Annotated in this window: 24 protein-coding genes; 13 read left to right on the top strand and 11 right to left on the bottom strand. The window is 65.7% G+C overall.

Features of this window, described 5'->3' with window-relative positions:
* The first annotated feature begins 12 nt into the window (after positions 1 to 12).
* Entirely contained in the window at positions 13 to 1,404 is a 1,392-nt protein-coding gene (locus FRC98_RS08250; RefSeq protein ID WP_146980826.1) for a carbohydrate-binding family 9-like protein, read from the top strand.
* A 144-nt stretch (positions 1,405 to 1,548) separates the two neighbouring features.
* A complete protein-coding gene (locus tag FRC98_RS08245; protein WP_115602651.1) occupies positions 1,549 to 1,740 on the top strand; it encodes a TIGR04563 family protein in 192 nt (63 codons plus the stop codon).
* A 122-nt stretch (positions 1,741 to 1,862) separates the two neighbouring features.
* Here the strand turns inward: FRC98_RS08245 and FRC98_RS08240 are convergent, their stop codons facing one another.
* Together FRC98_RS08240 and FRC98_RS08235 are read right to left on the bottom strand one after the other, a co-directional pair.
* On the bottom strand, positions 1,863 to 3,527 hold the full coding sequence (locus FRC98_RS08240) for a hypothetical protein (RefSeq protein WP_146980825.1): 1,665 nt from the start codon (positions 3,525 to 3,527) through the stop codon (positions 1,863 to 1,865).
* Between the two features lie 84 nt (positions 3,528 to 3,611).
* Entirely contained in the window at positions 3,612 to 4,058 is a 447-nt protein-coding gene (locus FRC98_RS08235; protein WP_230467419.1) for a MazG nucleotide pyrophosphohydrolase domain-containing protein, read from the bottom strand.
* A gap of 153 nt (positions 4,059 to 4,211) precedes the next feature.
* Here FRC98_RS08235 and FRC98_RS08230 point away from each other — a divergent pair, with 153 nt between their 5' ends.
* The 10 genes from FRC98_RS08230 (at position 4,212) to FRC98_RS08185 (ending at position 18,441) form a co-directional block, all read left to right on the top strand.
* The gene (locus FRC98_RS08230) at positions 4,212 to 6,266 is read left to right on the top strand and encodes a tetratricopeptide repeat protein (RefSeq protein WP_146980823.1); all 2,055 of its coding nucleotides are present in this window, start codon (positions 4,212 to 4,214) and stop codon (positions 6,264 to 6,266) included.
* Positions 6,263 to 6,682: a hypothetical protein gene (locus tag FRC98_RS08225; RefSeq protein WP_146980822.1), complete on the top strand. Its 420-nt coding sequence runs from the start codon at positions 6,263 to 6,265 to the stop codon at positions 6,680 to 6,682. Before FRC98_RS08230 ends, FRC98_RS08225 begins: the two co-directional genes overlap by 4 nt.
* 30 nt (positions 6,683 to 6,712) lie before the next feature.
* Positions 6,713 to 7,723, top strand: a complete 1,011-nt coding sequence (locus FRC98_RS08220) for a PhoH family protein (RefSeq protein WP_146980821.1) — start codon at positions 6,713 to 6,715, stop codon at positions 7,721 to 7,723.
* A gap of 185 nt (positions 7,724 to 7,908) precedes the next feature.
* Positions 7,909 to 8,697 (top strand): FHA domain-containing protein, encoded by a 789-nt coding sequence (locus tag FRC98_RS08215; RefSeq protein WP_146980820.1) that lies wholly within the window; start codon positions 7,909 to 7,911, stop codon positions 8,695 to 8,697.
* A complete protein-coding gene (locus FRC98_RS08210) occupies positions 8,694 to 11,630 on the top strand; it encodes a hypothetical protein (RefSeq protein WP_146980819.1) in 2,937 nt (978 codons plus the stop codon). Before FRC98_RS08215 ends, FRC98_RS08210 begins: the two co-directional genes overlap by 4 nt.
* Positions 11,627 to 13,609: a serine/threonine-protein kinase gene (locus FRC98_RS08205; protein ID WP_146980818.1), complete on the top strand. Its 1,983-nt coding sequence runs from the start codon at positions 11,627 to 11,629 to the stop codon at positions 13,607 to 13,609. The genes FRC98_RS08210 and FRC98_RS08205 overlap by 4 nt, the downstream gene beginning before the upstream one ends.
* Positions 13,584 to 14,462 (top strand): hypothetical protein, encoded by an 879-nt coding sequence (locus tag FRC98_RS08200; RefSeq protein ID WP_146980817.1) that lies wholly within the window; start codon positions 13,584 to 13,586, stop codon positions 14,460 to 14,462. The genes FRC98_RS08205 and FRC98_RS08200 overlap by 26 nt, the downstream gene beginning before the upstream one ends.
* Positions 14,463 to 14,534: 72 nt before the next feature.
* Positions 14,535 to 16,298 (top strand): sigma 54-interacting transcriptional regulator, encoded by a 1,764-nt coding sequence (locus FRC98_RS08195; RefSeq protein ID WP_146980816.1) that lies wholly within the window; start codon positions 14,535 to 14,537, stop codon positions 16,296 to 16,298.
* A gap of 149 nt (positions 16,299 to 16,447) precedes the next feature.
* On the top strand, positions 16,448 to 16,873 hold the full coding sequence (locus FRC98_RS08190) for a hypothetical protein (RefSeq protein WP_146980815.1): 426 nt from the start codon (positions 16,448 to 16,450) through the stop codon (positions 16,871 to 16,873).
* Positions 16,870 to 18,441, top strand: a complete 1,572-nt coding sequence (locus FRC98_RS08185; RefSeq protein WP_146980814.1) for a carboxypeptidase-like regulatory domain-containing protein — start codon at positions 16,870 to 16,872, stop codon at positions 18,439 to 18,441. Before FRC98_RS08190 ends, FRC98_RS08185 begins: the two co-directional genes overlap by 4 nt.
* On the opposite strand, the gene FRC98_RS08180 is transcribed toward FRC98_RS08185, so the two are convergent.
* Both FRC98_RS08180 and FRC98_RS08175 read right to left on the bottom strand, forming a co-directional pair.
* Complete coding sequence (locus FRC98_RS08180) at positions 18,438 to 18,866, bottom strand: hypothetical protein (RefSeq protein ID WP_146980813.1); 429 nt, start codon at positions 18,864 to 18,866, stop codon at positions 18,438 to 18,440. The two genes, FRC98_RS08185 and FRC98_RS08180, sit on opposite strands and share 4 nt — an antisense overlap.
* Before the next feature lie 124 nt (positions 18,867 to 18,990).
* Positions 18,991 to 19,179 carry a TIGR04563 family protein gene (locus tag FRC98_RS08175; RefSeq protein WP_146980812.1) on the bottom strand — a complete coding sequence of 63 codons (189 nt, stop codon included), beginning with the start codon at positions 19,177 to 19,179 and terminating at the stop codon, positions 18,991 to 18,993.
* Between the two features lie 158 nt (positions 19,180 to 19,337).
* Here FRC98_RS08175 and FRC98_RS08170 point away from each other — a divergent pair, with 158 nt between their 5' ends.
* The gene (locus tag FRC98_RS08170) at positions 19,338 to 20,198 is read left to right on the top strand and encodes a TIGR02757 family protein (protein WP_146980811.1); all 861 of its coding nucleotides are present in this window, start codon (positions 19,338 to 19,340) and stop codon (positions 20,196 to 20,198) included.
* Between the two features lie 26 nt (positions 20,199 to 20,224).
* Here the strand turns inward: FRC98_RS08170 and FRC98_RS08165 are convergent, their stop codons facing one another.
* Genes FRC98_RS08165 through FRC98_RS08135 form a run of 7 tightly spaced genes read right to left on the bottom strand, consistent with a single transcriptional unit; the run spans position 20,225 to position 26,666 of the window.
* Positions 20,225 to 20,467, bottom strand: a complete 243-nt coding sequence (locus tag FRC98_RS08165; protein ID WP_146980810.1) for a hypothetical protein — start codon at positions 20,465 to 20,467, stop codon at positions 20,225 to 20,227.
* A complete protein-coding gene (locus tag FRC98_RS08160) occupies positions 20,464 to 21,114 on the bottom strand; it encodes a CPBP family intramembrane glutamic endopeptidase (RefSeq protein WP_146980809.1) in 651 nt (216 codons plus the stop codon). The genes FRC98_RS08165 and FRC98_RS08160 overlap by 4 nt, the downstream gene beginning before the upstream one ends.
* Positions 21,111 to 21,584 carry a hypothetical protein gene (locus FRC98_RS08155; RefSeq protein ID WP_146980808.1) on the bottom strand — a complete coding sequence of 158 codons (474 nt, stop codon included), beginning with the start codon at positions 21,582 to 21,584 and terminating at the stop codon, positions 21,111 to 21,113. Before FRC98_RS08155 ends, FRC98_RS08160 begins: the two co-directional genes overlap by 4 nt.
* A gap of 11 nt (positions 21,585 to 21,595) precedes the next feature.
* Positions 21,596 to 22,138: a tRNA (adenosine(37)-N6)-threonylcarbamoyltransferase complex ATPase subunit type 1 TsaE gene (tsaE, locus tag FRC98_RS08150; protein ID WP_146980807.1), complete on the bottom strand. Its 543-nt coding sequence runs from the start codon at positions 22,136 to 22,138 to the stop codon at positions 21,596 to 21,598.
* Between the two features lie 16 nt (positions 22,139 to 22,154).
* Complete coding sequence (locus tag FRC98_RS08145) at positions 22,155 to 24,155, bottom strand: protein kinase domain-containing protein (protein ID WP_146980806.1); 2,001 nt, start codon at positions 24,153 to 24,155, stop codon at positions 22,155 to 22,157.
* Positions 24,152 to 24,718, bottom strand: coding sequence for a hypothetical protein (locus FRC98_RS08140; RefSeq protein ID WP_146980805.1), 567 nt, complete (start codon positions 24,716 to 24,718; stop codon positions 24,152 to 24,154). The genes FRC98_RS08145 and FRC98_RS08140 overlap by 4 nt, the downstream gene beginning before the upstream one ends.
* Complete coding sequence (locus FRC98_RS08135; protein ID WP_146980804.1) at positions 24,702 to 26,666, bottom strand: DUF4388 domain-containing protein; 1,965 nt, start codon at positions 26,664 to 26,666, stop codon at positions 24,702 to 24,704. The genes FRC98_RS08140 and FRC98_RS08135 overlap by 17 nt, the downstream gene beginning before the upstream one ends.
* Positions 26,667 to 26,672: the final 6 nt, after the last annotated feature.

The raw sequence follows: 26,672 nt of genomic DNA, 5'->3' as shown, positions 1-26,672 counted from the left end.
TGAGGATCCCGGATGTCTGCCCTGAATCGTCCTTTCAGTCGCCATGCGCTGGTCTTTTCGCTGGCACTCTCTGCCGGCACGCTTTGCGCCGCATGCCAGAGCAACGAGCCGCAGGTCGTGCTCACCCAGGAGCAATGGAGCCAGGTGCGTGAGCATATCCTGGAAGAAGCGCCCGAGCCGGAGCACGCCATCGGCGCGACCTACAACGACGCCATCGAGCTCATTGGCCTGGATATCGACGGCGAGCTCAAAGCCGGCCAGGAGGTCACCTTCACCTGGTACTGGCGCGCGCTCAAAGATGTGAAGCGCGACTGGCAGATCTTTGTGCACTTCGACTCCCAGGTGCACCCGCTGCGCCAGAACCTGGACCATTACCCGGTCGACGAGCTCTACCGAACCTCGCTCTGGAAAGAGGGTCAGATCATTCGCGACAGCCAGACCTTCGTGCTGCGTGAAGACTTCCCCACCGGCGACGCCCTCCCCTACATAGGTCTCTTCCGCGGCGATGAGCGCGCGCATGTCGAGGGCGAGAACATCACCGAAGACCGGCGCGCCATCGGGCCCACGCTCAAGATCACGGGCAACCCGCAGCGCGAAGCCGGCCTGCCTCGCCATGAGGTGCGCCGCATCTCCGAGGCGCAGGCGCAGTCCATCACCATCGACGGCAAACTCGATGAGGCCGTCTGGACCGATCTTCAAAGTGTGTCGCTCAAGGGCTTCAACCCGCGCGCGCCTTACGAGAGCAACGTGAAGTTGGCCTTCGACGCCACCCACCTCTATGTGGCGGCGTACCTGGAAGATGAACACGTCTGGGGCTCACTTACCGAGCACGACGATCCCCTCTGGACCCAGGAGGTCTTCGAGTTCTTCATCGCCCCGGGCGGGCCAAACGCCCCTTACGTCGAGCTTCAGGTCAGCCCGCAGAACACGATCTTTGACGCGCGCTTCCCGCATCGCCCAGGCTCCAAAGCGAAGAGCCGCGATGAGGATATCACCGCCGCCAAACCCTTCGCGATGGAGGGGCTTGAGACGGCGGTGCATCTGGAGGGCTCGCTCAACGATGAGGAGAGCAAAGACCGCTTCTGGTCGGTGGAGATGCAGATTCCGCTCGCGCAACTTCCCGGTGTCGATGGCGCGCCCGAACCCGGGAGCTCCTGGCGGGCGAACCTCTACCGCTTCGACCGACCCACCGAGGGGCAGACCTTTGCCTACGGCTGGAGCACGCGCCCCCGCCGCGACTTCCACGACATCAATCAGTTCGGCACGCTGACCTTCGGCGGGCAGGCTGGCGCCGTCCCCGTGCGAAACAATGCCGCGCTGCCCGAGGTTGAAGCTCCCGCGGAGGCCGCCCGCGAGCGCCTGCGCCGCCGGATTCAAAAAGAACGCGAGAGCGCCCCTGAGTAACACCCCAATAAGCGCCATCTGCCCTACCAGCCGGTGCGCGTTGGCCTCGGCGCATCTCGCGCTGGCCTCCGGCGCCCGGTGCAGATATAGTATGACTATTGGTTACATTTAAATCGGGATAACCACACCAACGAGCGAGTTGTCATGGCGAGTGATAAGCGCAAGCAGAGCCTCTACTTCCCCGAAGACTACCTCGATGAGATCCGCGAGGAGTCACTTCGACAGGACCGGTCAATGTCCTGGGTCGTTCAGAAAGCCTGGGAGATTGCCCGCGAGACCATCAAACAGTTCCCCGCGGCCAACGACTACCTGCAGGGCGAAGACGAGCAAGAATAACCATCCTCAGGCCCGGCCGACGCATCGACGTCGATGGCGGCCGAGGCGATGACCACAAAAAAGCGCCGCGTCCCAATTGAGGACGCGGCGCTTTTTTCGTTCGGGCGGGCAGGCTGGCCGGGTTATTCGGCCGCCTCCTCCTCAGCGTCGTCGATGCGCGGGTCGGCGTGCACGCGGAAGTTGACCACCGACCAGGTCGAGGGCTCGCGGGTCAGCCAGGCCGGCTCAGCGCCGTCACGCTGCACGCTCCACATATCGAAGGTGCGGTCGGCCAGCCCCGGATCCACCACGTTGGGGTTGGTCGCCGAGAAGATCAGGTCGTTGCCCTGCGGCGAGAGCTTCGCGCTGACCACACGGGTGATGCAGTCGTCGATGACGACCTGCTGCTCGATCTCGTCGTAGCAGCGCGACTCGTCAAAGTCGTCACCCTGGGGGTTGCCGTAGATCTCGTCGAAGGTGCCCGCCTGCGGATCGATGCGGGTAATGGCCGAGAGGGGAATGTTGGCCTCCGTGCCCTCACCGGCCGCCTCGCCAAGCGGGCGCACGCAGTCACGGGCCGCGGCCACGTAGATGCGGCCGTCTTCGCCGAAGGTCATCTCGCTGTCGATGTCGGTGTAGGCAAACGATCCATCTTCGCGCGTCCAGTCGCAGCCGGCCCGGGTGGGCTCGCCCTGCTGCGGGAAGTGCGGCAGGCCGTAGACCACACGCTGCGGCATGCACATGGCGCGGTCGAAGTCGTCGGTGGCCGCGTCGCAGCGATGCACCGGGCCGCACTCGGTATCGGAGGCGCAGGCCTCACCGAGGTTCGAGGCGTTGCTCATGTCGATGATGTTGACCGTGGCCTCAATGGCGGTGCAGCGGTTCTCGTCGCCGCACTCCTGAGCGGTACCGCTGCAGTCGGCGTTGGAGTTGCAGGCGTTGTAGTTGTTGGGGCCCACGGTGATGAAGGAGACGAGGTTTCCGTCAGGGCTAAATGCGGTGGGAAGGGCGCCGATGTAGTAGCTGCCGGCCTCGCCAGGGAAGTTCGCGCCGCTGATCGTGATCAGCTGGTCTTCGGCGCTGATCGGCGTGCCGAGTTCGCCGACGAGCACGGTGACCGAATCCAGCGTGGGCTGGTAGAGCGCGGTGCGACCGCTTTCCGGGTCCACATCCCAGTGGGCGGGCACGGGGATCTCATCGCCTTCGGGCTCGGCCGCGACCACGCCGACGACCTGCGCTTCACCGCCGATCTCTTTGTAATACGCGGTGTTGCCATCGACGTAGGCCACGCCGGCGCCACGCACGCGCGCGTCGAGCACGCCCTCCTCGGAGAGCTCCAGCGTGCCGGTTACTTCCAGCGAATCCGGATCGATGGTGGCGGTGTAGATGTTCTGCAGACCACCCTCGCCATTCTCCATGTACACGAAGTGCGAGAGGTTCTCGGTCACGCCGCAGAGGTTGGGCGGGGTGCAGTCAGCGCTCTCGGGCACAATGGAGTTATGGGTGGCGTCGCTGGTGGCGTAGAGGCGGACGTCGTACTCTTGGTTGGGCGGGAAGCTGCGACGCACGTACGAGACGACGTAGTCTTCTTCTTCGATCACCGGCTCTTCACCGGTGTCGCCCTGGTCGTCCGGGCCGCAGGTTCCGCCTTCAAGGCAGATATTGGGATCGGTGCAGTCGGCGTTGCTCTCACACGCAGTGCCCTCGCCGCCCTCTCCATCTTCGCCCGAACAGGCGCTCGCCATCCCGAAGGCCATCGCCCCGCTGAGCAACAGCGGCCAGCCCAACTTCATCGCATCACATCGCATCGTCCCTGCTCCTTACTTATGGAAAGACAGCTCAAGGCATGGCGTCGCCGACATGCCCGGCGCGTCACACGTAATCGGGGCGCACTATAGGTCGCTTGAATTCGGCGAATCAAGACCGGCCGCGACCTTGGCCTTCTGCCAGAGGGCTTCGAGCGCATCGAGGCTGAGATCTTCAGGGCGATGCCCGGCCCGTGCGGCCTGAGCGCGCACCGAGGTGATGCGCTGCTCGAAGGTGTCGCTGGCCTGATCAAGCGCCTCGAGCGCGTCGATGTTCAGGTGGCGAGCGACGTTGACGAGCGCAAAGATAAGATCGCCGAGTTCCGCCCGAACGCGTTGTTGGGAGGGGGCGGGGTGCTTAAGCTCGTCGCGCAGCTCGATGAGCTCTTCGTCGACCTTGGCGAGCGCGCCCTCGACCGAGGGCCAGTCAAAGCCCCAGGAGGCGGCCTCTTCGCCCAGGCGCTGAGCGCGTTTTAAGCCTTGCAGCCGGAGCTGGGGGTGGGAAGCACCGGGGGGGTGAGGATCATCACTCATGGTGGCCTCGTGGCAGAAGTTGCATCTCGAACGTGGCGGAGGATGCGCGTCTCGTGACAATTTGTTAACTACAGTTGTGTAAATTTTTGCCCGGGACATAGAATGCGCCCGGACGGTTCACTCTGCCCATCGACCCCAGCTCGAGCAAACCCCGTGTTATCCCAAGCGTGCGTCACAGGCCTGTGGGGGCCCCTTCTCGGCGGCAGACTTCCTTTGTTGGCGGCGATCCTCACGGTATGTGCGGCGGTGCTCTGCGTGCCGCTCAGCGCCCACGCCCAGCACGAGGACGCAAGCCTGGACCGTATGATCGAGCGGCTTGGCGAGCAGGACGTGCAGGCGGGCAGTGGCGAGTTGGCCCCGTCGACGGTTGCACCTCTCAACCTGGAGGTGCAATGGCGCCTCTGGCGCACGTTGATTGAGAGTGGTGAGCCCGGGATCAATGAGCTTCAGGCTCTGCGCGATGATGCATTAAGCCTGGGCCGGGTCTCGTTGCCCGAGCATGCACTTGCAGTGCTGGCTGTGGCGCGCGCGCGCGATCACTACGGGTTGAGCACCGCCGACACCGAGGCGCTCCTGACGATGGCGATGACCATGGCGCCGGAGCTTCCTTACCCGGCGCTGGAGCTTGCTCGACAACGTCTTAAGGACCAGGGCGCACCTCATCGCGCCATCGCTCCCTTTGTGGAGGGCGTGCGCCGTGGCGTGCAGTCGCCCGACATCTGCATGGCCTGGGTGCTGAAGTTTTCGATCTTCTTTTTGCTGAGCGTGCTGGTGAGTTTTGGCGCGTTTATGTTGTCTCAGCTCCTGCGCTACTTTGGCGTGGCGGCCTACGACGGAACGCGCTGGCTGCCGCGAGGCTTCTCGTCCAACCAGACCGTGATCTTGCTGGTAGCCCTGGTGATCGTGCCCGGCCTGCTGCTGCGCTCCCCGCTGGCCTCGGTGCTGATCATGCTGGCGATGGTGATTCCCTTTCAGCAGATCAATGAGCGGGTCGTTTCAGCCTTTTTCCTCGCGGTGATTCTGGCGTTGCCTTCGATCGATGTGGCGCTGAGCCGGATGGTGCTTTTCCCCGGAAGTCCCGCACAGACCCTGGCCCACGAACATCTGCGCGGCTGCGATTCGGGCTGCCTGGAGCGTGCGAAGGCACACCTCGGTGAAGACGCAACTCCCACGCAGCGCTACGCCGCGGCGGTGGCCCTCTTCCGGACCGGCACCCCGGAGGCGATGGCCCGCGTGGTGGATCTGAGCGACGATCCGCAGAATCAGGCAACGCGTCTTTTGGAGGCGCAGTGGGCCAACCTCAAGGGCGCCGCGCTCATCGCGCAGGCCCGTCCCGACGAGGCGCTCGAGCCTCTGGAGCGTGCCGAGTTGATGCTTCCCGAAGCCCCCGAGCCGCATTTTAATCGCATGCGCGCGCTGCAGCTCAGCGGTGATGAAGAAGGCGGCTACGACGCGCTCGATCAGGCGGTGCGCCACGGGCTGGCCTCGGTGGGTCGCTACCTGGACACCGGGCGTCGCGACGCCAACAGCCTGCTGATGCTCATCCCCCTGCAGAGCTCCCAGATCTGGCAAGAACACCTGGCCTACACCGAGACGATCACCACCATCTCCATGATCTCGCCATTCTGGCAGGCGCTGGCCGGCCCGCAGCTTCCGCTCTCGCTGGCGCCCTACGTGGGAGGCGCCGGGCTGCTCTGGTTGCTGATGACCTTGCAGATCTACCTGCGTCAGCGCGTCAGCACGCCCTGCCCCAAATGCGGCCTTGCGCGTGACCCCGATGATGCGCGCGATCTGGGAGGCCATCACTACTGCCTGCCCTGCTACCAGACCTTCGTCTCGGGAGCGACGCTGGACTATCACGCGCGCATCCACAGCGAGACCACCCTGGGACGACGCGACCGCTTTCAATCCTTTCTGCGCCGCACCCTCTCGTTGCTGCTTCCCGGCATGGGTCATGCCCTCGGGGGGCACGCGCTGCGCGGCACACTGGCCTTCTTCGCGCTTGCCTTTGGCGCGTTCTGGCTGATGAACCCGATGGGGCTCTGGCGCGTCCCGACGGAGCTCTTTCATGAAGGCTGGGCCGGACAGCAGGCCATCGCCATAGTCTTGATGGCCCTGGGCGCGCTGGTGGGTCTGTGGGGGCTCGTTGCCGGCGTGGAGCCCACCCGTGTTCGAGGCGCCCGAGGGCAAAGCGAGGCGAAGCGATGAGTACCCAACCCAACGCTCCCGTCCCCCCCGGAAAACGCGCCGGCCTGGCCACGCTGGTGCTCCACCACAGCGTCACCGTCATCATCCTGGTGCTCTTTATCGGCATCGGCGTCTGGAGCTATCTGACCTTTCAGAAGACCGACTTTTTTGTGCAGGTCGACCGCGACGATCTCCAGGCCCGGCTCACCCCACCGCTGATCGAGGCGCAGCGCCAGCGCATCGAGATGGCCATCGCCACAAGCTACCGGCTCGAGGATCGCTACCCGGCCAGCCTCCAGGAGCTGGTCGACCGGGGATTGCTGCTGCAATCTGACTTGTATTACCCTTCGGCCACAGAGCTCTGGCTCTACAGCCGCGGCGTGGATAGCTTTGAGCTCACGTTGCAACTTCCCGAGGGCGACACGGCGTCGCCCTGAGTTCGCTCCCATTGCGAGAGGTCGCCTCCGTTGTCCGACACCGATCTTGTTCAGCTTCACCTGGAGTTCGCCGACGCCGAAGTGGCGCGCTACATCTACGGCCACCGCGACGCCTTCCTCAAACTCATTGAAACGCGCCTCGACGTGCGCATCGGCGCCCGCGGCACCGAGGCCCATATCGAAGGGGCTGCCAACGACGCGCGCGTCGCCGAGCGGGTGCTGCGCCAGCTCTACACCCTGGGGCAACGCGGCCATCACTTAAGCGCCGTCGACGTCGGGCGCGCCATCGATCTTCTGGTGCGCGATCCGAAGATCAACCTGGTCGACATTTTTACCGACCGCGTCCTGACCACCAAACACAACCAGATCATCTCGCCCAAAGGGCTCGCCCAGAAGGCTTACGTCGACGCCATCCGCAAGCATGACGTCGTCTTCGGCATCGGGCCGGCCGGCACCGGAAAGACCTACCTGGCGATGGCGATGGCCCTCTCGGCCTACTTCTCCAAAAGCGTCAAACGCATCATCCTGACGCGCCCGGCGGTGGAAGCCGGCGAGAAGCTGGGGTTCTTGCCGGGCGACCTGGCCGAGAAGGTCAACCCCTACCTGCGCCCCCTCTACGACGCGCTGCACGACATGGTGGAGCTTGAGAAGGCCGAGACCATGCTCGAGCGCGGGGTCGTCGAAGTTGCCCCCCTGGCCTTTATGCGCGGTCGCACCCTCAACGATGCGTTCATCATCTTCGATGAGGCGCAGAACGCCACCAACGCCCAGGTGAAGATGTTTTTGACCCGCATCGGCTTTAACTCCCGCGCGGTCATCACCGGCGATATCACCCAGATCGATCTTCCCTCCAAACGCATGAGTGGTCTGGTGGAGGCGGAGCGTGTGCTCGACAACATCCCGGGCATCGCGTTTTGCCGATTCTCCCAGCACGACGTGGTCCGCCACCCCCTGGTCCAGAAGATCATCGACGCCTACGAGCGCAACGCCCAGGCCGAGCTCGACCGGTCGAATGACCGGGCGACCTCCGACGAGTCCTGAGACTTCGTTCCGAGGGGATTGAGGCGGTCTTCAGGTGAGACATGCTTGCGAAGCCGGGCGCAGAGGCGTTGTCCCGGCTTCGCGCGCTGTGTTAGCGTCGGCCCAGCGTTCTCTGCCCACAACTGCCGACGCTGCGCCCCCCAAAGCGCGATGCGCTGGCACGTCCCGCACCCTCTCCTCGTGCTATGTCTGACTCTCGTGACAAGAGCCTGCCCTTCGACGTCGACGACGCCGATCTTTTCTCAAGCGTGGCCGATGATCATGTGCTGAGCTCAGCACCGGTCTCCCCGGCTGCACCCGCTCCCGCCACACCACGCTCCACGGCCCCGCGCCGGAATGGCCGCACGCATCAACCCGCGGCGTTTCTGGACGTCGAGTCGCCCGGTCGTTCACCGCGGCGCATCCGTCTTCAGAGACCGCGCTTTTTGCTGGGGGGCGAACGCGCAGACCTCACGCTGGACGATCGTTTCGTCTCCCGCTGGCACGCTCAGCTCAGCCTGGAGCAAGGCGCCTGGGTGCTCGAAGATCTGGGAAGTCATAACGGCGTCTACCTGCGCATCGCAGACGAGTTTGTCATGGAGGACGGCGACGAGATCCTCGTGGGCGCCCAGCGCCTGGCGTTTCGAACCGGCTGGGACACAGGACCGACGCAGGCCGTACCCACCCTGGGCGCCCCGAAGCTGCCTACCGCGCCGCGTCTCGTAGAATACGTTGAGGGAGGGCATATCCGCGGGATTTACCCTATTGTGGACTCGATGCTGATTGGCCGCGAGGGTGCCGATTTGAACTTCCCTCACGACGAGCTGCTCTCCTCGCCACACGCCAGCTTTGAGCGCCGCGACGGGCAGTTTTACCTGCGCGACCTTATCAGCGAGTCAGGCACCTTTATTCGCATTCGTGGCGCCGTTGAGCTTATCGACGGCGATTGTTTTTGCGTCGGCCGCACGCGGCTGCAGGTTCGGTATCAGGGATGAATAATTGGAGTCGGGTCGGGTCGCTGCTGCTCATCGCCATGCTGGGGACCGTCGGGTGCGCAAGCTCACCAGGTGCAGCCGATGATTTTGCCATCACGATGCGCGTGCAGCCCGACGATCGCATCAGCGACAGCGCCGCGCTGACGCTCCTGGAAGACGGCACCTGGTCGATGCAGGCCGATCGCGGCGAAGACTGGCGATGGGAGTTTGAAGTTGGAGACGTCGCCCGTTTTGAGGGGGACGAAGGCAATCACCTCTTCGTGGTAATTGACGCTCAGTCCGAGCGTCTGCGCCTGCAACGTATCGACGCCTGGCCGCTGCGCGGCTCGCTCAAGGGTCGGCTCTCGCCAGTGACAGCAGACGCGACGCCCTCCGGGCGGATTTGCCGCGGCCAGGGCCCCTTCACCGCCGAGGCGTGTGAGGCCCCCGCGGGCACGCGCTGGTCGCTCTTCGAAGTCGACGCGGCAACCTCCAGCCTTCGCCTCAGAAGTGCCGATGCGGGGGTCATGCATCTTCCTTACCGGCGATCCGCTGTGGTGGACGTCGTCGGCGCGGGAGTTCAACTCGAAGGGGAGCCTGTAGAGGGCGCCTGGCTGGCAATCGCCAGCTCCCCCCGCCGCGGCCGCTTCGCGGCCACGCCGCGTATCGCGCTCAGCCCGGATTGCAATCTTCCCGAGGATGCGGCTCGCAGCGCCGCGCGCTTTGTCGACGCCCCCGAGTTTCCTCAACCTCTCTCGCCACACCCGGTCGCCATGGAGGCGCGCGCGCTCATGGCCGGCGCCGATGCCCTCGTGCGTTGCCCCTCCGCCGAGCACACGCTGGTGGAGATGCCCGCCATCACCCGTCCGCTGATGGCGACCCATGATGATCGCCTGCTCGGACCGCCCAATTTCGCGATGAGCCCCCAGCCGGTCGATGCCCCCCTGGCCCACGCGTGGAGCCTCTCGGCGGCTTTCGCGGCGGTCGGTGACTGGGAGCTGGCCGCCTTCTGGGCCGAGCGCGCGATCGTTCGTCTTCCGGTCAGCGCGCAGAGTGAAGCCCGTGCGCTTCGTGTGATGGACATCCTGGCGACCGGTGGCTCGCTGGAAGCCGCCCTGCGTCTGGCCCATCACGCCGGCCGCAACGTCTGGAACAGCGCCAACATCCCCGATCTGCTCGATGGTGCGGCGATCATTCACGCCCAGCTCGGCCAGACCGACCGCTACCTGGAGCAGCGCGCACGCAAACAAGAACTCGCCAGGAGCCGGCGCAATGATGAGCGTCTGGCCTGGTACCGCTGGGCCGAGCTACGCACCGCGCACGCGACCCGCAGCGCCTCGGAGGGGCTGGCCTACCGCGAGTACGTCGTCGGCTTCGAGGAAGACAACCAGCAGGACTGGGCCCTGGCCATCTGGGCTATGCTCGGCATGCACGGCCAGACACTCCCGGGCGTCGAGTCCGCGGACGCGCTGCGCCCCCGCTTTGATGTCGCCGGCGCGCTCCCGCTCTGGCAGGCCATCTTCGAGCCTGACACAACCGGTAGTTGCGACGCGATGAGCCTGGAGGCCTGCACCGCCACATCCTACGGCCTGCGCGATCGTCAAAAAAATGACCCCGCGATGCTGCGCGCGCTGGGAGCCATTCCCACCCTGGAGCTGCGCACCAGCTTTGATATCGCCAGACTACAAAACCTCGCCAGTACGCTCCACAGGCCCGCAGAGCGCGCCGAGCTATGGATCGCACTCCTTCCCCTGACCGATGACGCAAACGCCGCAGAAGCGCTCCGGCGAGCCCTGGGAGCGGTGGCCGAGGTCACGAGCGAGCCTGACCCGACGTGCCAGGGAACGCAGGCGCTTCGCTGGCACTTTGCCAACGCCGCCCGCCGCGGCGACCGCCCGCTCCTTGGCCGGGAGCGGCGTCAGTGGGTGGAGTTTGTTGCCTGGTGGGCTGAAGAAGGCATCGACGCCCTCTGCGAGAGCCCGGCGAGTTTCATTGAAGAGCTTGAGGCCCGCCCGGTCAGCGCGCGTCCCTACACCCGCCAGGCCCTGCTCCTGCTCGACGCGCGTTATCGCGCGGCCGGCGCCCAGACCCTCGACGTCGACGAGCTCAGCGCCGCAGCCACACTCGCCGGCACGCTGGGAGATGCTGACACCTGCGCGCGCTGGAGTCTGGCGCTCGCAGTCGCCGCCGCACAACGTGGCCATGTTCAGCTGGCCGGCGATCATCTGGTGCGTGCGACCAACTGTTCGCCCGGGCTCCCCGAGCTTCGGGCCGCGCGCGATCTTATCGCGGCCTACATTGAGTTTGAGCGCAGCGCTGGAAAACGCGGCTTCGATCACCCCGATGCGGGCTCGGAGCTTCGTGAGATCGCCAGGCGCGAGCCTGTTGCGGATGCCTGCGTGGGCCTGGTCCCGCTAAACTTCGACATCGAAGATCACCTGCCCGCCTCGCTCCATCAGCTCGCCGGGCGAGTGGCGCTGGAAGATGTCAGCGGTGAGGCCTTTACGGTGCTCACCGCCAGCAATCTTCTCGCGGAGGCGCGGGCCGGCTTTGCTGCCGGAACCCGAGCCCTCTCGCGTGGCGATGTTTTTAGCGGAGCCCGCGCCCTCTACGCTGCCCGCCAGCACTTTCGCGCGCTCGACCACCGACCGGGACGAGCGGCCATCGCCTTCCTCGACGCGCTTGTATTTGGAGGCAACCTCGAACCCCTCGCCACACTGGACGACGCGGAGCGCGAAACCCTCAAGTTGCCTGAAGAGCACGCGCAACTTCGCAACGGTGCGGCCGCCGCCTGGCTGAACTCCCTCTCGGAGTCCAGTCCGGAGTTTGGCTCGTCCGCACACCTCGCCGCGCTGCTCATCGTCGGGCGGCGTGACGATGCCGCGCTGCTGGCGGCTCGGCCCGAGGTCGAGCGCCCCGCCCTGCTCTGCGCGCCGGAGTCTGCCGCGCCATGAGCCCGATCCCCACGCCCGAGACGATCGCCGAGCGTTATGAGCTCATCGAGGAGCTCGGACAGGGCGGCATGGCCACGGTTTTTCGCGCGTTCGACCGCACCCTGGGCCGAGAGGTTGCGCTCAAACGTCTGCATCCGCATCTGGCAAAGGTCGCGGAACACCGCGCCCGATTTGAGCGCGAAGCCCGCGCCGTCGCGCGCCTCGACCACCCGGGCATCGTCAAAATTTACGACTTCTCGTCGCCCCAGACCGACGACGCCTACATCGTCATGGAGCTCGTCGATGGCGAGTCGCTCGCCACGATCCTTGAGCGCTGTGGGCCGCTGCCCGCCGAGCTCGCAGGGGTCTTGATCGCCAAAACCCTTCGAGCGTTGGACGTTGCGCATCAGCACCACATCATCCACCGCGACTTAAAGCCCGAAAACATCATGGTGCGAAGCGACGCCTCCGTGGTGCTCCTGGACTTCGGGCTGGCCAACCTCCTCGACCAGGCCCGCATCACCCGTACCGGCGCGCTTTTGGGAAGCCCCGCCTATATGGCGCCGGAGCTGATGGAAGGAGGCCGCGCCGACGTCGCCAGTGATCTCTTCTCGATCGGCGCGACCTTCTACCGACTGGTCACCGGGCAAGACGCCTTCCAGGGGCAGCACCCGGCGCAGATCCTGCGCGCGATTGAGCACGGCGATCATACCCCCGCGCATCGACTCCAACCCGAGGCAGGACGCCGATTCAGCCTTCTTATCAGCCGCTGGATGAGCGTTTCCCCCGATCACCGCCCGGCCAACGCCCGAGCGGCGCTGGAGGAGATTCAGCCCCTCTTCGATGAAGTGTCATGGCAACCACACCTAAAGCAACACATTAATAAAACCAAAAGTAACACTTCAGGAACCTCAGAAACCAACAACCTTCCCCCACTCCAAGACACGATCTGCGACGCGCTCCTGGGGCGCGCCGATGCGCTCATCGAGCAGGGCCAAACCCTGGAAGCAACTTACGAGCTTGAGCGCGTTCTGGCCTACCAACCGGACTCGCAGGCCGCGTTGAGCCGCCTCTCGTCGCTTCACGCCGGAGCTGGCGAGAAAGAAGGATCCAGACGCCGGGCGCTCGGGATGGGTGCTGCGGTGGCGGCGCTCGCTGCCGCCGGAGCGCTCTGGCATGCTGGCTTATCCCCCACCTCCGAGGCACCTGCCGCCAGAGCTTCGTCCCGGAACCTCGCACCGCAGCGAAACGCGGACGAGGCCCTGGCCCAGCCCAAAACCACCGAGGCCCCGGCGCCCCCGGTTGACTGGTCTGTACCCCGAGAAGAGGTCTTTGCGGCGCTGCAGGACGCACGGCGCAGCGCGGCGGCTTCTGTGGCCCCCTCAGCTTCGGCGCCCGACCTGGCGCGTGTCGATAGCGTCAGCGCAAACCCTCCGCCGGCGCGTACAAGAAGAGTGCCTGCCGTGGCGGCGGTGGTCGATGCCCCGACGCAGGACACGCCCGCTGCGCCCCAAACCTTCAAGCAACGCTTCAGGGTTATGCCCGCTGCGGCCACGCTCAGCATCGCGGGCAAGCGTTACTCGGCCATCGAGGCAGCCCGCGGCATTGAGCTGCCGGCCGAAACAATCGAGCTTGAGGCCTCCAGCCCGGGCTGTGCGCCTCTAAAAACCACGATCGACGTCAGTGAGGAGTCCAGCCAACGCGCGCAGCGCGTTGTCCTGAGCTGGCTGCCGGGCTACATTGAGCTTGTGACCGATCGCGACGCGCTGGTCTGGCTTGAGGAGCGCACCAGCCCGCTGGTCGTCAGCGCCGGCGGGGCCTCCGGCCCCATCGAGGTTCCCTTCGGCAGGGCCGACGAAGCCCTCGCCGAACGCCAGCTGGAGGTGCGCGTGGCCAGCCGGCATGACCTCACCCGCACCTTTGTGCGTACGGTGACCGTACGCCCCGGACAAACTTCCTCCCTGGCGCTTTCCCTTGCCGATGCCGTCCCCCAACGCTGAGCGCAGCACCCTCGGTCGACGATCTGCGCTCGCTACGCTGACGCTCGCCATCTTCCTGGGCTGCGTCCTGCCGGCTTATGCGCAGGAGCCTTCCGACCCTGCGCTTAAAGTATCACTTGAAGATTCACCGCTGGAGCAGGCTCTCAGCGCGCTGCGACGCGCCGAGTTTGAGCGCCTGCGCCCCCTGCTCTCCCCCTTTATCGACAGCGATGCCTTCCACGCGCTTCCGGCCGAAGAGCGCGCCCGGGCGCGCGCGCTGCTCGCGCTGGGCCTCTACTTCGAGAGCCAGGCGCTCTCCGACCCTGCGCTCGCCAGTGAGCTGATGGCCCACGTCCGAGCGCAGCTCCAGGTTTCGGTCATTGAGGCCCCCGACCACACGCTCGACCCGTTGGTGTTTCCCGCAGATCTGGTCGCATTGCAGCGCACGCTTGTGAGGCGACTTCCCCTCCCTGGCACCGCCTCGCCATCGCCCGAGGACTCACCGCTGATCTATGTCGAGCGACGCATCACCCGTCGCTCACCATGGGTGACGCTTCTGCCGATGGGGGCCGGTCAGTTTCAAAACGGACACCCGATCCGGGGTTCGGTCTTTGCGGCCACCCAGGCGCTGGGCCTGGCCGCAAACCTCATCGGCTTCTGGCAGGTGGAGGCCTATCGCGACCGGCGCGGCCTGATCGCCGCCGCGGCCCACGACGAGGCGCGACGCTGGCAAACCCTGCAGTGGACCGGGCTCGCTGTGGCTGCGCTGGGTTGGGGACTGAGCGTCGCCGACGCCCTCTACCACTTTGATAGGACGGACGTGACCCTGCGCACCCTGGACGCACCTCCTCCCGAGCTTGAAGACGCCCCCTGAGTTCGGGAGCTGACACGTGCGGCGCGTCTGCCTTATTCTGAAACGACATTCTCCCTTCGATACGGTGTTCCTATGGCTGTCCTTCGTGTGCTCGGCGCCTCTGATCCCGACTTCTACCCCCTGAGCGAACGCGTGGTGACGCTGGGGAGCGCGCCCGCCAACGACGTCAGCCTGAACACATCGGGAGTCGCCGATCATCACGCCACCATCCAGCTCGATGGGGCCGGGTTTGTGCTGCGCACCACCTCCCGGAAGTTGAGCGTGATGGTGAACGGCAAAAAACGCCGCGAACACACGCTCTGCCACGGCGACAAGCTGACGATTGGCGAGGCGCAGCTGGAGTTTTCGCTGCTCGATCCCGGCCAGCCCGCCACGAAGCGAAGCACAGACGGCCCGGAACTGGAGCATCTTCGCGCCCTGGCCACGCGCCTCACTGGCACCTATGACGTCGAGCAGGTGCTCGAAGACGTGCTCGACGCCGTGCTCGAACTCAGCGATGGGCAGAAGGGATTTGTGATCCTTGTGCGCGAGGGGCGCTGGAGCGTCCCGGTCGCACGCAGCGTCGACGCCCGGGCCATGGAAGACGCCCACCTGCACCTCTCCGACTCGATCATCGCGCACGCCATTGCCAGCCGCCAGCCGCTCATCATCGCCGATGTGCGCGAGGAGGAGGCCTTTGAGGGGGCGCAGTCGGTGGTGGACCTGGAGCTCTCCAGCGTGCTCTGCCTGCCCCTCTTCGCGCATGGCGAGCTGCTGGGGCTGATCTATGTGGGCGATGATCGCATCACCGGCTATTTCGCCGGGGTCGATCTGGAGCTTTTGCAGGTCTTCGCCTCGATGGCGAGCCTCATCGTCGCCAATGCTCTGCACGTCAACGCCCTGGAGCATGATCGCGACGCGCTGCGCGGCCGGCTTCAGAGCCAGCGCTTCGGCGAGGTGATCGGGGCCAGTAAGGCGATGCAGACGATCTTCCAGGCGGTGAAGCGGGTGGCCCCGGCCTCGGTCAGCGTTCTGATCACTGGCGAGACCGGCACCGGCAAAGAGCTCATCGCCCACGAGATTCACCGCCGCAGCCCGCGCGCCGACGGGCCCTTTATCACGATCAACTGCGGTGCCATCCCGGAGCATCTTCTCGAGAGCGAGCTCTTCGGCCATGAGCGCGGCGCGTTCACCGGCGCCACCTCCCGCCGCGACGGCAAATTTCACGCCGCCCACCGGGGCACCCTCTTTCTCGATGAGATTGGCGAGATGCCGGGGGCGCTGCAGGTAAAACTCCTGCGCGTGCTGCAGGAGCATTGCGTCACCCGCGTGGGCTCCAACACCCCCGAAGCGCTGGACTTCCGGGTGCTCGCTGCCACGCACGTCGACCTGACCGAAGCCGTCGCCAGCAAGCGTTTTCGAGAAGATCTCTACTACCGCCTCAACGTGGTGCAGTTGCATCTTCCGCCGCTTCGCAAGCGCGGCGAAGATGTGGTTCTGCTGGCCAACTTCCTCATTGAACGCCTGGCCCCCGAGCTCGGCGTCGCACCGCGTCCGCTTCACACCCGTGCCCGCGAGGCGATCTGCCGCTACGACTGGCCGGGAAACGTGCGCCAGCTCGAAAACCGCATCAAACGCGCGTTGATTCTGGCCACCGGTCCTGCCCTCACCCCCACTGACCTGGAGTTGGAGGAGAGCGCTCTTCCTCCGCGACAGTCTCTGGCAGAAGCCAAAGAGAGGTTTGCGCTGACCTATATTCTGGAGACTCTGGAGCGAAACGGCGGCAACCGCAGCCAGACCGCCCGCGACCTCGACGTCGATCCACGCACAATTTTCCGATATCTGGAGAAGGTCTGACACCGATGTCCGAGTTTATCGACACTTCACAGGCCGACCATGCCGCGTCGTCGCCATCTGCGGACCTCAGAGGCCGCTTTGGGCGCGTGGCATGGGCTTTGCTTCTTGTAGGCTGCGTTGGATCGCCACTGCATGTGGAGGAAGCCCCTGTGAACCTGCCCCCTTACATCGATCGCGACTTCGTCTCACCGGCGCTCGACGTGGTGCGCGTGGAGACGACGCGCGAGATCACGCTGGCCGCTGAGGGGCTCTTTGATCCCAACGAAGAAGACGCTCTGTATTACGTGTGGATGGGGGAGCATAGCGGACTTCTGGAGCAGGCCGAAGTCAGCGCGGTGCCTGGCAATCCGCGCCATCGCGATGTCTTCCATGTCTACGAGCGAGTGGCCACAAACATCGATCCCTGCAGCGAGCGCCTGCGCGACCGGGCCGATGAGACGATCTGGCTGATCGTGGCCGACCGACGCTTTGTGCGCGTCACCGGCTCGGAGGTCGAGGTCGCTCCCGAGGGGTTTTTGGTCTCGCATAGCTGGCAGCTTCGCCTGAGGCCCGGTCTGTGTTCGGAGGCGCTGTGAAGAAGACTTTTTCTCGACCCTTGCGGGCGTTCGGGGGCCTGCTCACCGGCCTGGCCATCGCCGCCTGCGGCCCCGGGGGGCCCGATGAGCCTCAACCTCCGGAGGATGAACCCACGGTGCGTTATGGCGAATGCCAGAGCGATGCGGAATGCCCCTCGGACCGGCGGTGCGAGCAGGAGCTCTGCGTGGTCCCGGTTACAGAGACCACGCTGCGCTACGGTCTGACGATCCTCCCATCGAGCGCGTCGCGCATCGCGCCGCAGACGATCGCACCTCAGGCCTGGCCGGTGGGTGGCGCGATGGTCGACGTCGAAGCGCTTATCACCATCGATCTGAGCATCGAGGGTTTGTCGCCCGATCGCAGCGCCACACTGGTCGCCATCCCCGAGAACACCGTTTCCGAGGCGCAGAGCCAGGTCAGCGTGCGCGAGGGTCGCGCCACGCTCACGCTTGCCCGAGGCGACTACGCGATCCTTCTGGTGCCCGATAGCAGCGAACTTCCGCGTTACGACCTGGGTACGCTGGCGGCGCGGGAAGATGGCGAGCGAACCCTTGAGGTGCCTGCCACTTCCGAGCTCCGAGAGATCCGCGGGACCCTGGTCCGTCAATCCGGGCTTCCGCTCGACCTCCTCGATCTTCCCGTGGGCGGCGCGCGCGTTATCGGCATCGATCCCGACTCTCGCCAGACAACCTCCTCGGCGCTCAGCAATGCTCTTGGCGAGTTTACGCTGCGGGTGCCTGACGACGGCCGCAGCTATGACCTCCATGTCAGCCCCGCCCAGACCGACGATCTTATCCCGGTTGCGATCTTTGAAGACGCGATCGGACCCGAGACCACCGGGGGGCGCTTTCACCTGGGCAGCTGGCTCATCGAGCTGCTGCAGCTCGAGGTCCAGCTGCAAGGTCCACCGGACGCCGAGCCCGAAGATTGGTCCGCCTATTCGCTTATGGCCCGCGCGCCGCTGGGGATTGGCGAGCTTCAGCGTCCTCTCCCCGTCGACGGGGAAGGTCGTGCGCGCGCAAGCCTGCTCACCGGAACCTACACCCTGGAGGTGCGTCCCCCGGCGGAGAGCGCGCTGGAAGCCACCAGCACCGAGGTCAACCTCCTCGATGGCCTGAGCGCAACGCTTGAGCTCGATGCTCGCCCTTCCCTCTCCGGGCGCGTGGTCACCAATGAGGGTGACCCGATCGCATCAGCGCGCCTTCGTCTGGAGCACCTCCAGAGGTCGGATTTCTCCCGCAGCATCGCAACGCTTGAGGATGGCAGCTGGGCCGCGCGGATTCCCGCCGGCGACTATCGCGCCACGATCGTGCCGCCGGCAAACCTTGGCCAGCCGCGTCAGGTCGAGACCTTCAGTGCCAGCGACCAATCCCCGACCTTGCTCTGGCGTCTGGAGGCTCCCGCCATCGTGCGTGGGCAACTCGTGCACCCGCAGCACGACACCGGCGCAATCACCGTGCAGCTCACCCACCCCGATCTTGGCGACGTTCTTGCCGAAGGACGCACCGACTCCGCCGGGCGCTACCAGCTCATTGTGCCGGCGCCGGCGCTCGAAGCGCTGCGTTAATCCCGATCGTCCTCAGCTGCAGCCTCGCCGCCCGACTCCCCTCGTCGAAGCTCGCCGCGCGCGGTGCGTAACATCGAGAAGGCCACCGGCTCTTCCCCTTTGCAGCGCGTAACCCAGCGGCGGTGGCGATTCTCCCAGGACGCGCTCAGAGCGTTGAGACGCCCGGCCTCCATCAGAAGGTCCGTGGCGTCTTGCCGGCAGTCCGGTTCCACCGATCCCGCGCCGACCTGCTGCCCGGTAAAGGGATCCCAGATGCGTCCGTCCCGAATTCCGGTGATCGCACCGAAGGCGATCGGCAAGAAGACCAGCACCGCCGTGCCGAAGAAGACCACATAGCCCAGCCGGCGCGCCTTACGCGTGACGTTCTGGAGGCGCTGCTCGCGGGGGCTCAACGCAGTCGAACTCGGCGGGGTCTTCTCGGCCATGGGCAACTCTTCGGGCTCTGGAGGAATGCACGCTCAGCAATGCCTCTTCCATAATCGAAGGGCCGCGCGGGCGCAATCGCCCGGCGGCCCATCAACGCGCAGTGCGCTCGTGCGCAAGGTCCGCTCAGCTGGCGGCCTCGTAATCTTCGTAGAGCTCGTCGACACCGGGCATCTCGCGAAGTCGCTCCCGGGCGATCTTCCAGGCGGCTTCCATGATCCAGCTCAACGAGCGATCCTGGCGAAGCGCCTCCTGCCGCATCTCATTGAGAAGCTCTTCGGGCAGGTACAGGGTCATCTTCTTTTTGGTGGCCATTGAGTCCTCCGTGACTTCGGCGCATCGTCGGGTGCCAGGGCGAGGCCGCGTTCCACCGCGCCTCTCCCACATCGGAGGCACACCCTATGCGAGGCGGCGCGGCGGTCAAAAATTTTGTACGAAAGATCTTCACCTCGTCGTTCTCACCCTGAGCCCCCATGCCGAACTCCCAGACACTTAAAGCACTACTTAAAGAAACCATGGCGCAATGCGACCACCTCGCCCGTCGCGACCATGATCCGGTGGGCCGCGTCTGGGAGTACGAGCGCGATGAGGATCGGGAGGTCGCCGCACTTGTGGCAAGCTCGCTGGCTTACGGCCAGGTTAAGGTCTTGCGCGAGGCCATCGTGCGCGCGCTTTCGCCCCTGGGGCCCCACCCTGCCCACACGCTCCGGGTGGCCCCGCTTGAGGATCTTGCAACGCGCTGGCCCGCGTTCACCTACCGCATGACCCGCGGCGAGGATCTGGCCGACCTCGCGGTAGCCCTGGGAACGACGCTGCGCCGGGAAGGAAGCCTCAGCGAACTCTACCGCCGTGGCCTCCCCGAAACCGATGGTTTAAGCGCCCGCGAGCGCCACCTGCATGCCGCGTCCAACTTCGTGCAGACACTGCGTCAGCGCCGTGCGCGCCAGGAGCTCTCGCGCGGGTTTCGCTACCTGCTCCCCGACCCGGCCGATGGCAGCACCTGCAAACGCCTGCACCTCTTCTTTCGCTGGATGAGCCGCGGCCCCGACGGCATCGATCTGGGCTTATGGCCCTCCCTCTCGCCCGACGCGCTTGTGATGCCCCTGGACACCCACACCGGTCGCCTCTGCCGCTACCTGGGGCTGCTCACCCGAAAGACGCTCGACGCCCGCGCGGCGATCGAGGTCTCCGAGCGGCTGGCCTCGCTCGACGCTCAGGATCCCCTCAAATATGACTTTGCGCTCTGCCACCTGGGCATCGGTCGGCGCTGCATTCACCGCCGCTCCGACGAGCACTGCCCGGGGTGCCCGATTGAGGCGGCGTGCACGCTCTAGACCGCACCAGACAACGACTTCGGCGCCTATCCGCGCATTGAAGCGATGGCGTCGACCACCACTACATCATAGCCCAGCACCAGCTGCGTAAAGGCAAATCCCGCCGCGCCAAAGACGAGCATCGCCAGCGCCAGGATCACGGTGAGCTCGAACCATCGCCGCCCTGGCGAGACGATCGCGGCCAGCGCGATGCCCAGAAAAAGCGCGATCGTAGCGATCCAGAAGATCAACGCCGGCTGCACCGTTGTGATCACCACCACCGGGTTCATCGCTCATCCTCGGGGCTCAAGCCCTCGCCCTCGGCCAACGCCTGCCGCGAGATGTGGCCCAGGTTGAAATAGTTCACCGTGATATGCGCGATCACCGGCGCAAGCACCGAACCGGTGTAGAGGTACATCAGCCCGAAGATCGCGCCCAGCCCCAGCGCCATGTATGTCCAGGGCCGAAAGGTATCGCGCTCCGGGCCAATATGAATAAGCCCAAAAATCACGCTCGCCAGCACAAGCCCCACCCAGTCGCCGTAAGGACCGGCCCATCCGGCGGTGCTGAAGGCCTGCTGTAAAAAGCCCCGAAAAAAGATCTCTTCAGCAACCCCGCTGGTCAGCGCCAGAACCTGCACCTGTCCGGGAGTCATGGGACCGAGCATGCCCGCAAAAGCATCCCCGAGGTTGCGGCCCCAGGCGGTGTAGCGTTCCACCAGCCGCGAGGCGACCACCGCTCCGAGCCCCACCGCGGCACCCAGCGCGGCATGCATCGCGGTGGCGCCCTGCAACTTCTCCGGCCAGACCAGCAGGTTTAAGTCCAGCCACACCACGCCCAGAAGCCAGGCCACGCCCAGCATCGCGCCGTAAAAGATCAGCGCGGCAAAGACGCTCGGTGCTCCGGAGAGCTGGGGATCGTCGGGTTGCTGACTCAAATCTCCTCCGACGTCTCTCCCAGAAGCCGGTTGGCCTGCTGTTCAAGCTCCGGGGAGCGCTCGGTGCCGCGAAAACGCACGATAAGCCCGCTGCACGGGTGCTTTCGCCAGTCCAGGTGAAAGCGCTGGTTTCGTTGAACCCGAAAATAGTCGTTGAGCTGGTCGGCCAGAAACTCGATCACCGCCAGCAGCCGGTCGCGTGGCGAAGTTGCGGCGAGGAAGGCGGCGTCCTGATCCTGGACGATGGCGGCGCCTTCGAGCTCCAGGGCAAAACGCTTATCGGCGCTGGTGAGTTTGAGGCAGGCAAAGACAAAATCGGACTCTTCTTCCACCCGCAGCCCGATGCGTTCGCCGGGGCGAAGATAGGCGTGGTAGCGGGTGCGAAGGCGCGACTCGATCTTCCGTCGGGCCGCCACCGGCAGCACCACCTCGGCCTGCGGGGTCGGGGTGTCATTGGGGGTCGCGCTCATGGGTAGATCCTTCAGGTGATGTCGTTGAGATCGGAGCCGATGCGCTCCACCAGGGCGTGGTACGCCTCGCTGGCGAAGATGCGTGCCTGGCGGCCATCGCCCTGGCGCAGAAGTTCCACAACCACGCCCTGGCCGGGCCAGGCGTGGGGGATGCGGTCGAGCCACTCCACGCAGACCAACGTCTGAGGGCGGTCGATGTAGTCCCAGTAGGCCAGCGACTCCAGATCGTCGTAATGCTCCAGGCGGTAGAGGTCCATATGCACAAGCTCGCCCTCGGCGCCGTACTCCTGCACCAGCGCATAGGTGGGGCTTGAGACCTCGTCGGGGGCGATGTCCATGCCCTCGGCCAACCCCTTGATAAGCGTCGTCTTTCCGGCACCGAGGTCGCCGACGAGGCCCAGGAAGCCCTCGCCGCGCTCACGCATCGCCTCACCCAGCGCGCGCCCGAGGTTCAGGGTCGCCGGCTCGCCATCAAGCGTCAGCTCGGTGCGCGGCTGCGCACCGAGGTTGTTATAGTCGCCCGGCGAGAAGTTCGGGCGCTCACGGGTCGTCATGCTGCCACCTGCGGGTTCACTGCACGTAGAGGGGGAACTCCACACCGCGGTTGGAGATGGCGCCGTGCTCGGGGAACTTCATCGCACGGAAGCGCTGGATCATGCACTGGCCAACCTCGCGGCTCTGGTACTGACTTTCCTTGATCTGCACACCGCCGGTGGTGCCGGAGGGGCGGATAAAGAACTGCACCGTCAGCCCCTTAAAGGAGCTGTTTCGGTTGAGCTCGGAGCGAATGCAGTCGGTCATCGCGTTGAAGTCGCTCATAATAACGCGGTTGATCTCCTGGTCGCTCAGGTGCTTGGACGAGCCCGAGAAGTTGGCCATATCGACATCGGCCTCACGCTGCCCGGAGCCGCCGCCGGCCGCAGCTTTGCCCGAGGCGCGCTTGCCACCGGCGCCGCGCACTTTCTTGAGTGTGCGCGCGATCTCCTCCTCGCTGGCGCGAGGGTTAAAGATGCTCTGCAGAAGGTCGGAGTCGACCGCCACCGCCTGAAACTCCGAGGGCGGTGGCAGGAAGGTATAATCCAGCGACGCGAAGGCCTGCTCCAGAGGCATCGGCTCCGGGTCGGGCTGCTGCAGCCAGAACCAGCCCATCGCCGCCAGCACCACGAGCCCGGCAACAATGGAGACGACCAGCGCGGCAAGGCCACCTTTCTTGACCTTACGCTGCAGCTCGGCGCGGGCTTCGGCCTCACGCCGGCGGCGCTCTTCACGCTCCGGAATGTAGGCTTCGACCTCGGCGGTGAACGCCTCCATCTCGATGAGACGGCAACGCTGCTGGGTGAAGCGGTCGAGCACCAGCGAGTTCTCGTCGATCTCGTCGGCGCGAAGCTGATCGATGATCTGCTTTTCGGTAAAGGGGCCGTAGTCGAGGCCGCTCTTCTGCACGAGGTAGCGCTCGGCCTCGGCCTCATCGGCCGGGGGCGGCGCGATGTCACCGACGTCGAAAAGATCAAAGAGGCTGTCGCCCTCCTCGCTCTCAGCCACGGCCGGCTCCACCGGCAGCGCGCCGGGAGGGGCCGCGCCGCTTAAGCGCGCGCCGGCGTCGCGGGCGATTTCCTCAAGCTCATCGCGGAAGTGCTGCGCGGAGCGCGGTCGCTGCGTGCGATCGGCGGAGAGACACGCCGAGACCAGGCTGAAGAGCGCCGGCGGGTATTTGGCAAGCCCGTCGAGCGCCATCTCGTGGGCCTGCTTTCGCTCACTGGGAAGACCGGTGGGGTTGAGCAGCTCTGCGGCGATCATGCCCAGGCTGTAGAGGTCGGCCGCGGCGCTCAGGTTCCCCGGCGACTCAGCCACCTCCGGCGCCACGTAGATGCTGTCATGAAAAGGCCCCTCCCCTCGTCCGTGAAGAAAGGTGCTGACCATGCGGCCGAAGGCCAGGTTCCCCACTTTCACCACGCCCTGCTTGTTGACGTAGATGTTGTAAGGCGTGAGCACCCCGTGGCTGGTTTTGCGCTCATGCACCGCCGAGAGTGCGCTGCAGACGTGGGCGAGCACTGTGAAGGTGTCACGAATGCTCAGCGTGCGCCCCTCTTCGCGTCTCTGGGCCACGAGCTGCGAGAGCGTAGACCCCTCCACGAACTCCATCGCGATAAAAATCTCGCCATTCTGGGTGCGCCCCATCCCCACCGCACCGGTGAGGTTTCGGTGGTCGATGCTCCCGGCCAGGCGCACCTCGGCGCTGAGTTTTGCGAAGGCGTCGTCGCCCGGGAAGGGCATCTCGAGCACCTTCACAACGACCGGCGACTGCGTCTGACGATCGTTGCAGAGGTAGCTGACCCCACCGCCGGAGCTTCCCAGATAGCGCTCCACCACGAAGCGTCCACCGACGGCATCGCCGGTTTTCAGAGTCGCGGCCTCCGGCGCCTGGGTGCTGCCGCGAACGCCGGGTGCCTGACGCCGAACGGCGGGCCTGGGAGGCGGTCCGGGAGGTTTCGCCCCGGGAGCCGAAGGCTTGCGCCCGGCGGGCGTCAACGGCGGGGGAACGCGCGGCGGCTTATTCGACGACTCACTCATCGCTCAACCTTCCCTTCTTCCTCGGAGTGCTCAGTGCTTTCCTCGGCGGCAGGCGCCTCTTCGGGGGCGGCCTGCGGCTCCTTATCCTCGCGATGAAGGGGCACCAGCACCTGCTCGGTGTCCACCTCGTCCAGCGGCAGATCAACGTACCAGCGACCGCCCTGATAGACCATCGTCGCGTTGCCCGTGCGATCATCGAGCATGCGCAGCGCAAGCTCCACGCGGCTGCCCTCCTCGAGCGGATCGGGAAGCTCGCCAACGACCTCAACCTCCTGGAGCTCGTGGGGGTTATCGAGACGGGTCACGATCAACATGTCGACCGGCTCCAGGCCGTGCGCCTCGCCGATGCTCTGCTCCACGTCGTCGAGAGGCTCCAGAAGTCGCGCGCGCGTGTCGGGCGCGACCGCCTCCAAGGCCTGAGCATCCTCGCCGCGCCAGATGTTCTCGACGAAGCCTCGAAAGACCTCTTCGGGTCCGGGCTCCTCGTCCTGGCAGCCGCTGGTGATCGCGACCACCGAGGCTACGCACAGCGCCGCATAACGCAGCTTATTTCGTGTCGTCATCGTCTCTTCCCTGCGTATCAAATTCGGCGGTGTCGGCCGCCCGACGAAAGATCGAGTCAAGCTCTTGATCCCAGCTCAGATCGGCGTCTTCCTCGATCGGGGCGCCGGCGAGAAAACCGCGCTCCTGCTGCGTCTCTTCCTCATCGGTGCTCCGGGGCGTGACGACCTCAACCGGATGCGAGCGATCGAGCTCCGGGATGTCGATCTCCCAGTTGCTCACCGCCGTGGGACGCTCATGAGGTCCGGAGGCTCGCTTGACGATGACCTCGCCAGCGCTCGACTTCCGTTTGAGGAGCTCCATGCGTTTGAGCCGCTGCACCACGCGGTCGACCGACTCCTCGCCGGTGGTCGCCAGGCGCGCGCGGGCCTCTCCCAGGGTCTGCCCCTCTTCAAAGAAGTTGAGCAGCTGACGCTCATCGTCGGTGAGCGCCTGAGGGTCGACGCTGGCGGCGCGACCGGCGTCGAGCACCAGGCGCGTGCGCGCGGTCGCCTCGGAGTGGCCGGTATCCAGCGATACCTCGCGCATGATCTCCAGGAGCAGTGTATCGATCTTCAGGTCCAGGCCGCGGGTCGGCCAGGCGAAGCTGGAGTCGCGCGCCACCTCGATAAAAGCAAAGCCCCCTCGACGTCCTCCGCAGATCTCGCCAAGCAGTCGCCTCGCCCTGCCCTTCCGGGCGTCGAAGAGGCGCAGGTCATCGACGAGCTGCTCACGGCGTAAGAACATCTCGAGCGGCCCCTCATCAAACTGCCCGGTGCGCAGCTTGTGGGAGAGGCGCTGGTAGACGCTCTCATCGAGCGCTCCCTCAGCGCGCAGCACTTCCAGAAGCACGCCGTCGGTGCTCTCGCCAAGTGATTCGATCTCGTGGAGGGCGTTGCCATCGACGTAGAGCACGAAACTTCGTCCCGGAAGACTCACCTCCAGGCGCCCTCGCAGCCGCCGCTCGCGCAGGGTGTGCAGCAGGTCGACCACCGAGAGCGTCTCCAGCTGGCCGGAGAAGCCGCGGGCGTTGGGCACCCTCCTGAGCTCTTCGGCGACGCGGTCGATGCCGGCGTCGACCATCGCGCCCAGCAGACGCTCCAGGCGCTCGGCCCGGTCGCTGGCACGGGCGCTCAACCCGATGCGCTCCCAATGCTCCGCCAGAAGATGAGCGACCTGATGGAGCATCACGCGATCGCTCTCGGGCGACGGCGTCACCGCGGAGATCACCGTCGCGTCACCGCCAGACGCCGGAACTTCAACGCCGGCGGGAACTTCTGGAAAGGTCGAGGGGCTGATCACCTCGTCGATGGTCACATCGACCTCAGCGCTGCGCGAGCGCTCCGCCTCAAGCCGTGCCGCATCCAGCGAGTGACGCTGTGCCTGCCCCTTAAGAATGCCGCCCTGCCCCAGTCCTCCGGGAAGATCCTCGATCTCCAGAATCATCGAGCCGGTGGTATCGACGTCGATCATCTCCAGAAGATCGTCGTCTTCGTACGCACCGCCGCCCAGGGTGCCCGGGCTCAACCCCAGCTCTGCTTCCAGATCGGAGGCGTCATCGCCCTCCATCTCGACGGTCACCGGATCGCGAACCTCAATGCCACCGGGCACCGACTGCGAGCGGCGCGAGGGTGTCCCCTCTCGCAAGAGTTCTTCGCAGACGCGCTCAAGCTGACGAGTGGTGAAGGGGCGGCCCAGCCAGGGATACTGCGCAAAATGGGCGCGCGAGCTGGCCACCCCGCACACCAGCACGGGGAGCTGACGTTCCTCGCAAAAACGCAGCCAGCGCCGGGCATCAACCCCGGCGCTGTCCACGTCGACGATCACAAGCCGGGCGCCTTCGGCGCCCGGCGGTGGACCGCTGAGCTTTACGACCTCAAGCGCGCTGGCTCGAAGTGTCTCGCTGATGATTCGTGCCAGCGTGGCGTTCCCCTCAAGGAGCGCCACGCTCGGGCGAGCTGTCAGGCTCATAGATAC

Source organism: Lujinxingia vulgaris, assembly GCF_007997015.1.
Taxonomy (GTDB): domain Bacteria; phylum Myxococcota_A; class Bradymonadia; order Bradymonadales; family Bradymonadaceae; genus Lujinxingia; species Lujinxingia vulgaris.
This window is presented reverse-complemented; position numbering and strand designations above follow the sequence as displayed.

Excerpts from the sequence above, each read along its gene's own strand:
- FRC98_RS08245 (WP_115602651.1), top strand. The coding sequence starts at position 1,549 with ATGGCGAGTGATAAGCGCAAGCAGAGCCTCTACTTCCCCGAAGACTAC.
- FRC98_RS08140 (WP_146980805.1), bottom strand. The coding sequence starts at position 24,718 with ATGACGACACGAAATAAGCTGCGTTATGCGGCGCTGTGCGTAGCCTCG.
- FRC98_RS08235 (WP_230467419.1), bottom strand. The coding sequence starts at position 4,058 with ATGAGTGATGATCCTCACCCCCCCGGTGCTTCCCACCCCCAGCTCCGG.
- FRC98_RS08180 (WP_146980813.1), bottom strand. The coding sequence starts at position 18,866 with ATGGCCGAGAAGACCCCGCCGAGTTCGACTGCGTTGAGCCCCCGCGAG.
- FRC98_RS08165 (WP_146980810.1), bottom strand. The coding sequence starts at position 20,467 with ATGAACCCGGTGGTGGTGATCACAACGGTGCAGCCGGCGTTGATCTTC.
- FRC98_RS08240 (WP_146980825.1), bottom strand. The coding sequence starts at position 3,527 with ATGCGATGTGATGCGATGAAGTTGGGCTGGCCGCTGTTGCTCAGCGGG.
- FRC98_RS08205 (WP_146980818.1), top strand. The coding sequence starts at position 11,627 with ATGAGCCCGATCCCCACGCCCGAGACGATCGCCGAGCGTTATGAGCTC.
- FRC98_RS08225 (WP_146980822.1), top strand. The coding sequence starts at position 6,263 with ATGAGTACCCAACCCAACGCTCCCGTCCCCCCCGGAAAACGCGCCGGC.
- FRC98_RS08210 (WP_146980819.1), top strand. The coding sequence starts at position 8,694 with ATGAATAATTGGAGTCGGGTCGGGTCGCTGCTGCTCATCGCCATGCTG.
- FRC98_RS08155 (WP_146980808.1), bottom strand. The coding sequence starts at position 21,584 with ATGAGCGCGACCCCCAATGACACCCCGACCCCGCAGGCCGAGGTGGTG.
- tsaE (WP_146980807.1), bottom strand. The coding sequence starts at position 22,138 with ATGACGACCCGTGAGCGCCCGAACTTCTCGCCGGGCGACTATAACAAC.
- FRC98_RS08175 (WP_146980812.1), bottom strand. The coding sequence starts at position 19,179 with ATGGCCACCAAAAAGAAGATGACCCTGTACCTGCCCGAAGAGCTTCTC.
- FRC98_RS08215 (WP_146980820.1), top strand. The coding sequence starts at position 7,909 with ATGTCTGACTCTCGTGACAAGAGCCTGCCCTTCGACGTCGACGACGCC.
- FRC98_RS08145 (WP_146980806.1), bottom strand. The coding sequence starts at position 24,155 with ATGAGTGAGTCGTCGAATAAGCCGCCGCGCGTTCCCCCGCCGTTGACG.
- FRC98_RS08170 (WP_146980811.1), top strand. The coding sequence starts at position 19,338 with ATGCCGAACTCCCAGACACTTAAAGCACTACTTAAAGAAACCATGGCG.
- FRC98_RS08195 (WP_146980816.1), top strand. The coding sequence starts at position 14,535 with ATGGCTGTCCTTCGTGTGCTCGGCGCCTCTGATCCCGACTTCTACCCC.
- FRC98_RS08135 (WP_146980804.1), bottom strand. The coding sequence starts at position 26,666 with ATGAGCCTGACAGCTCGCCCGAGCGTGGCGCTCCTTGAGGGGAACGCC.
- FRC98_RS08250 (WP_146980826.1), top strand. The coding sequence starts at position 13 with ATGTCTGCCCTGAATCGTCCTTTCAGTCGCCATGCGCTGGTCTTTTCG.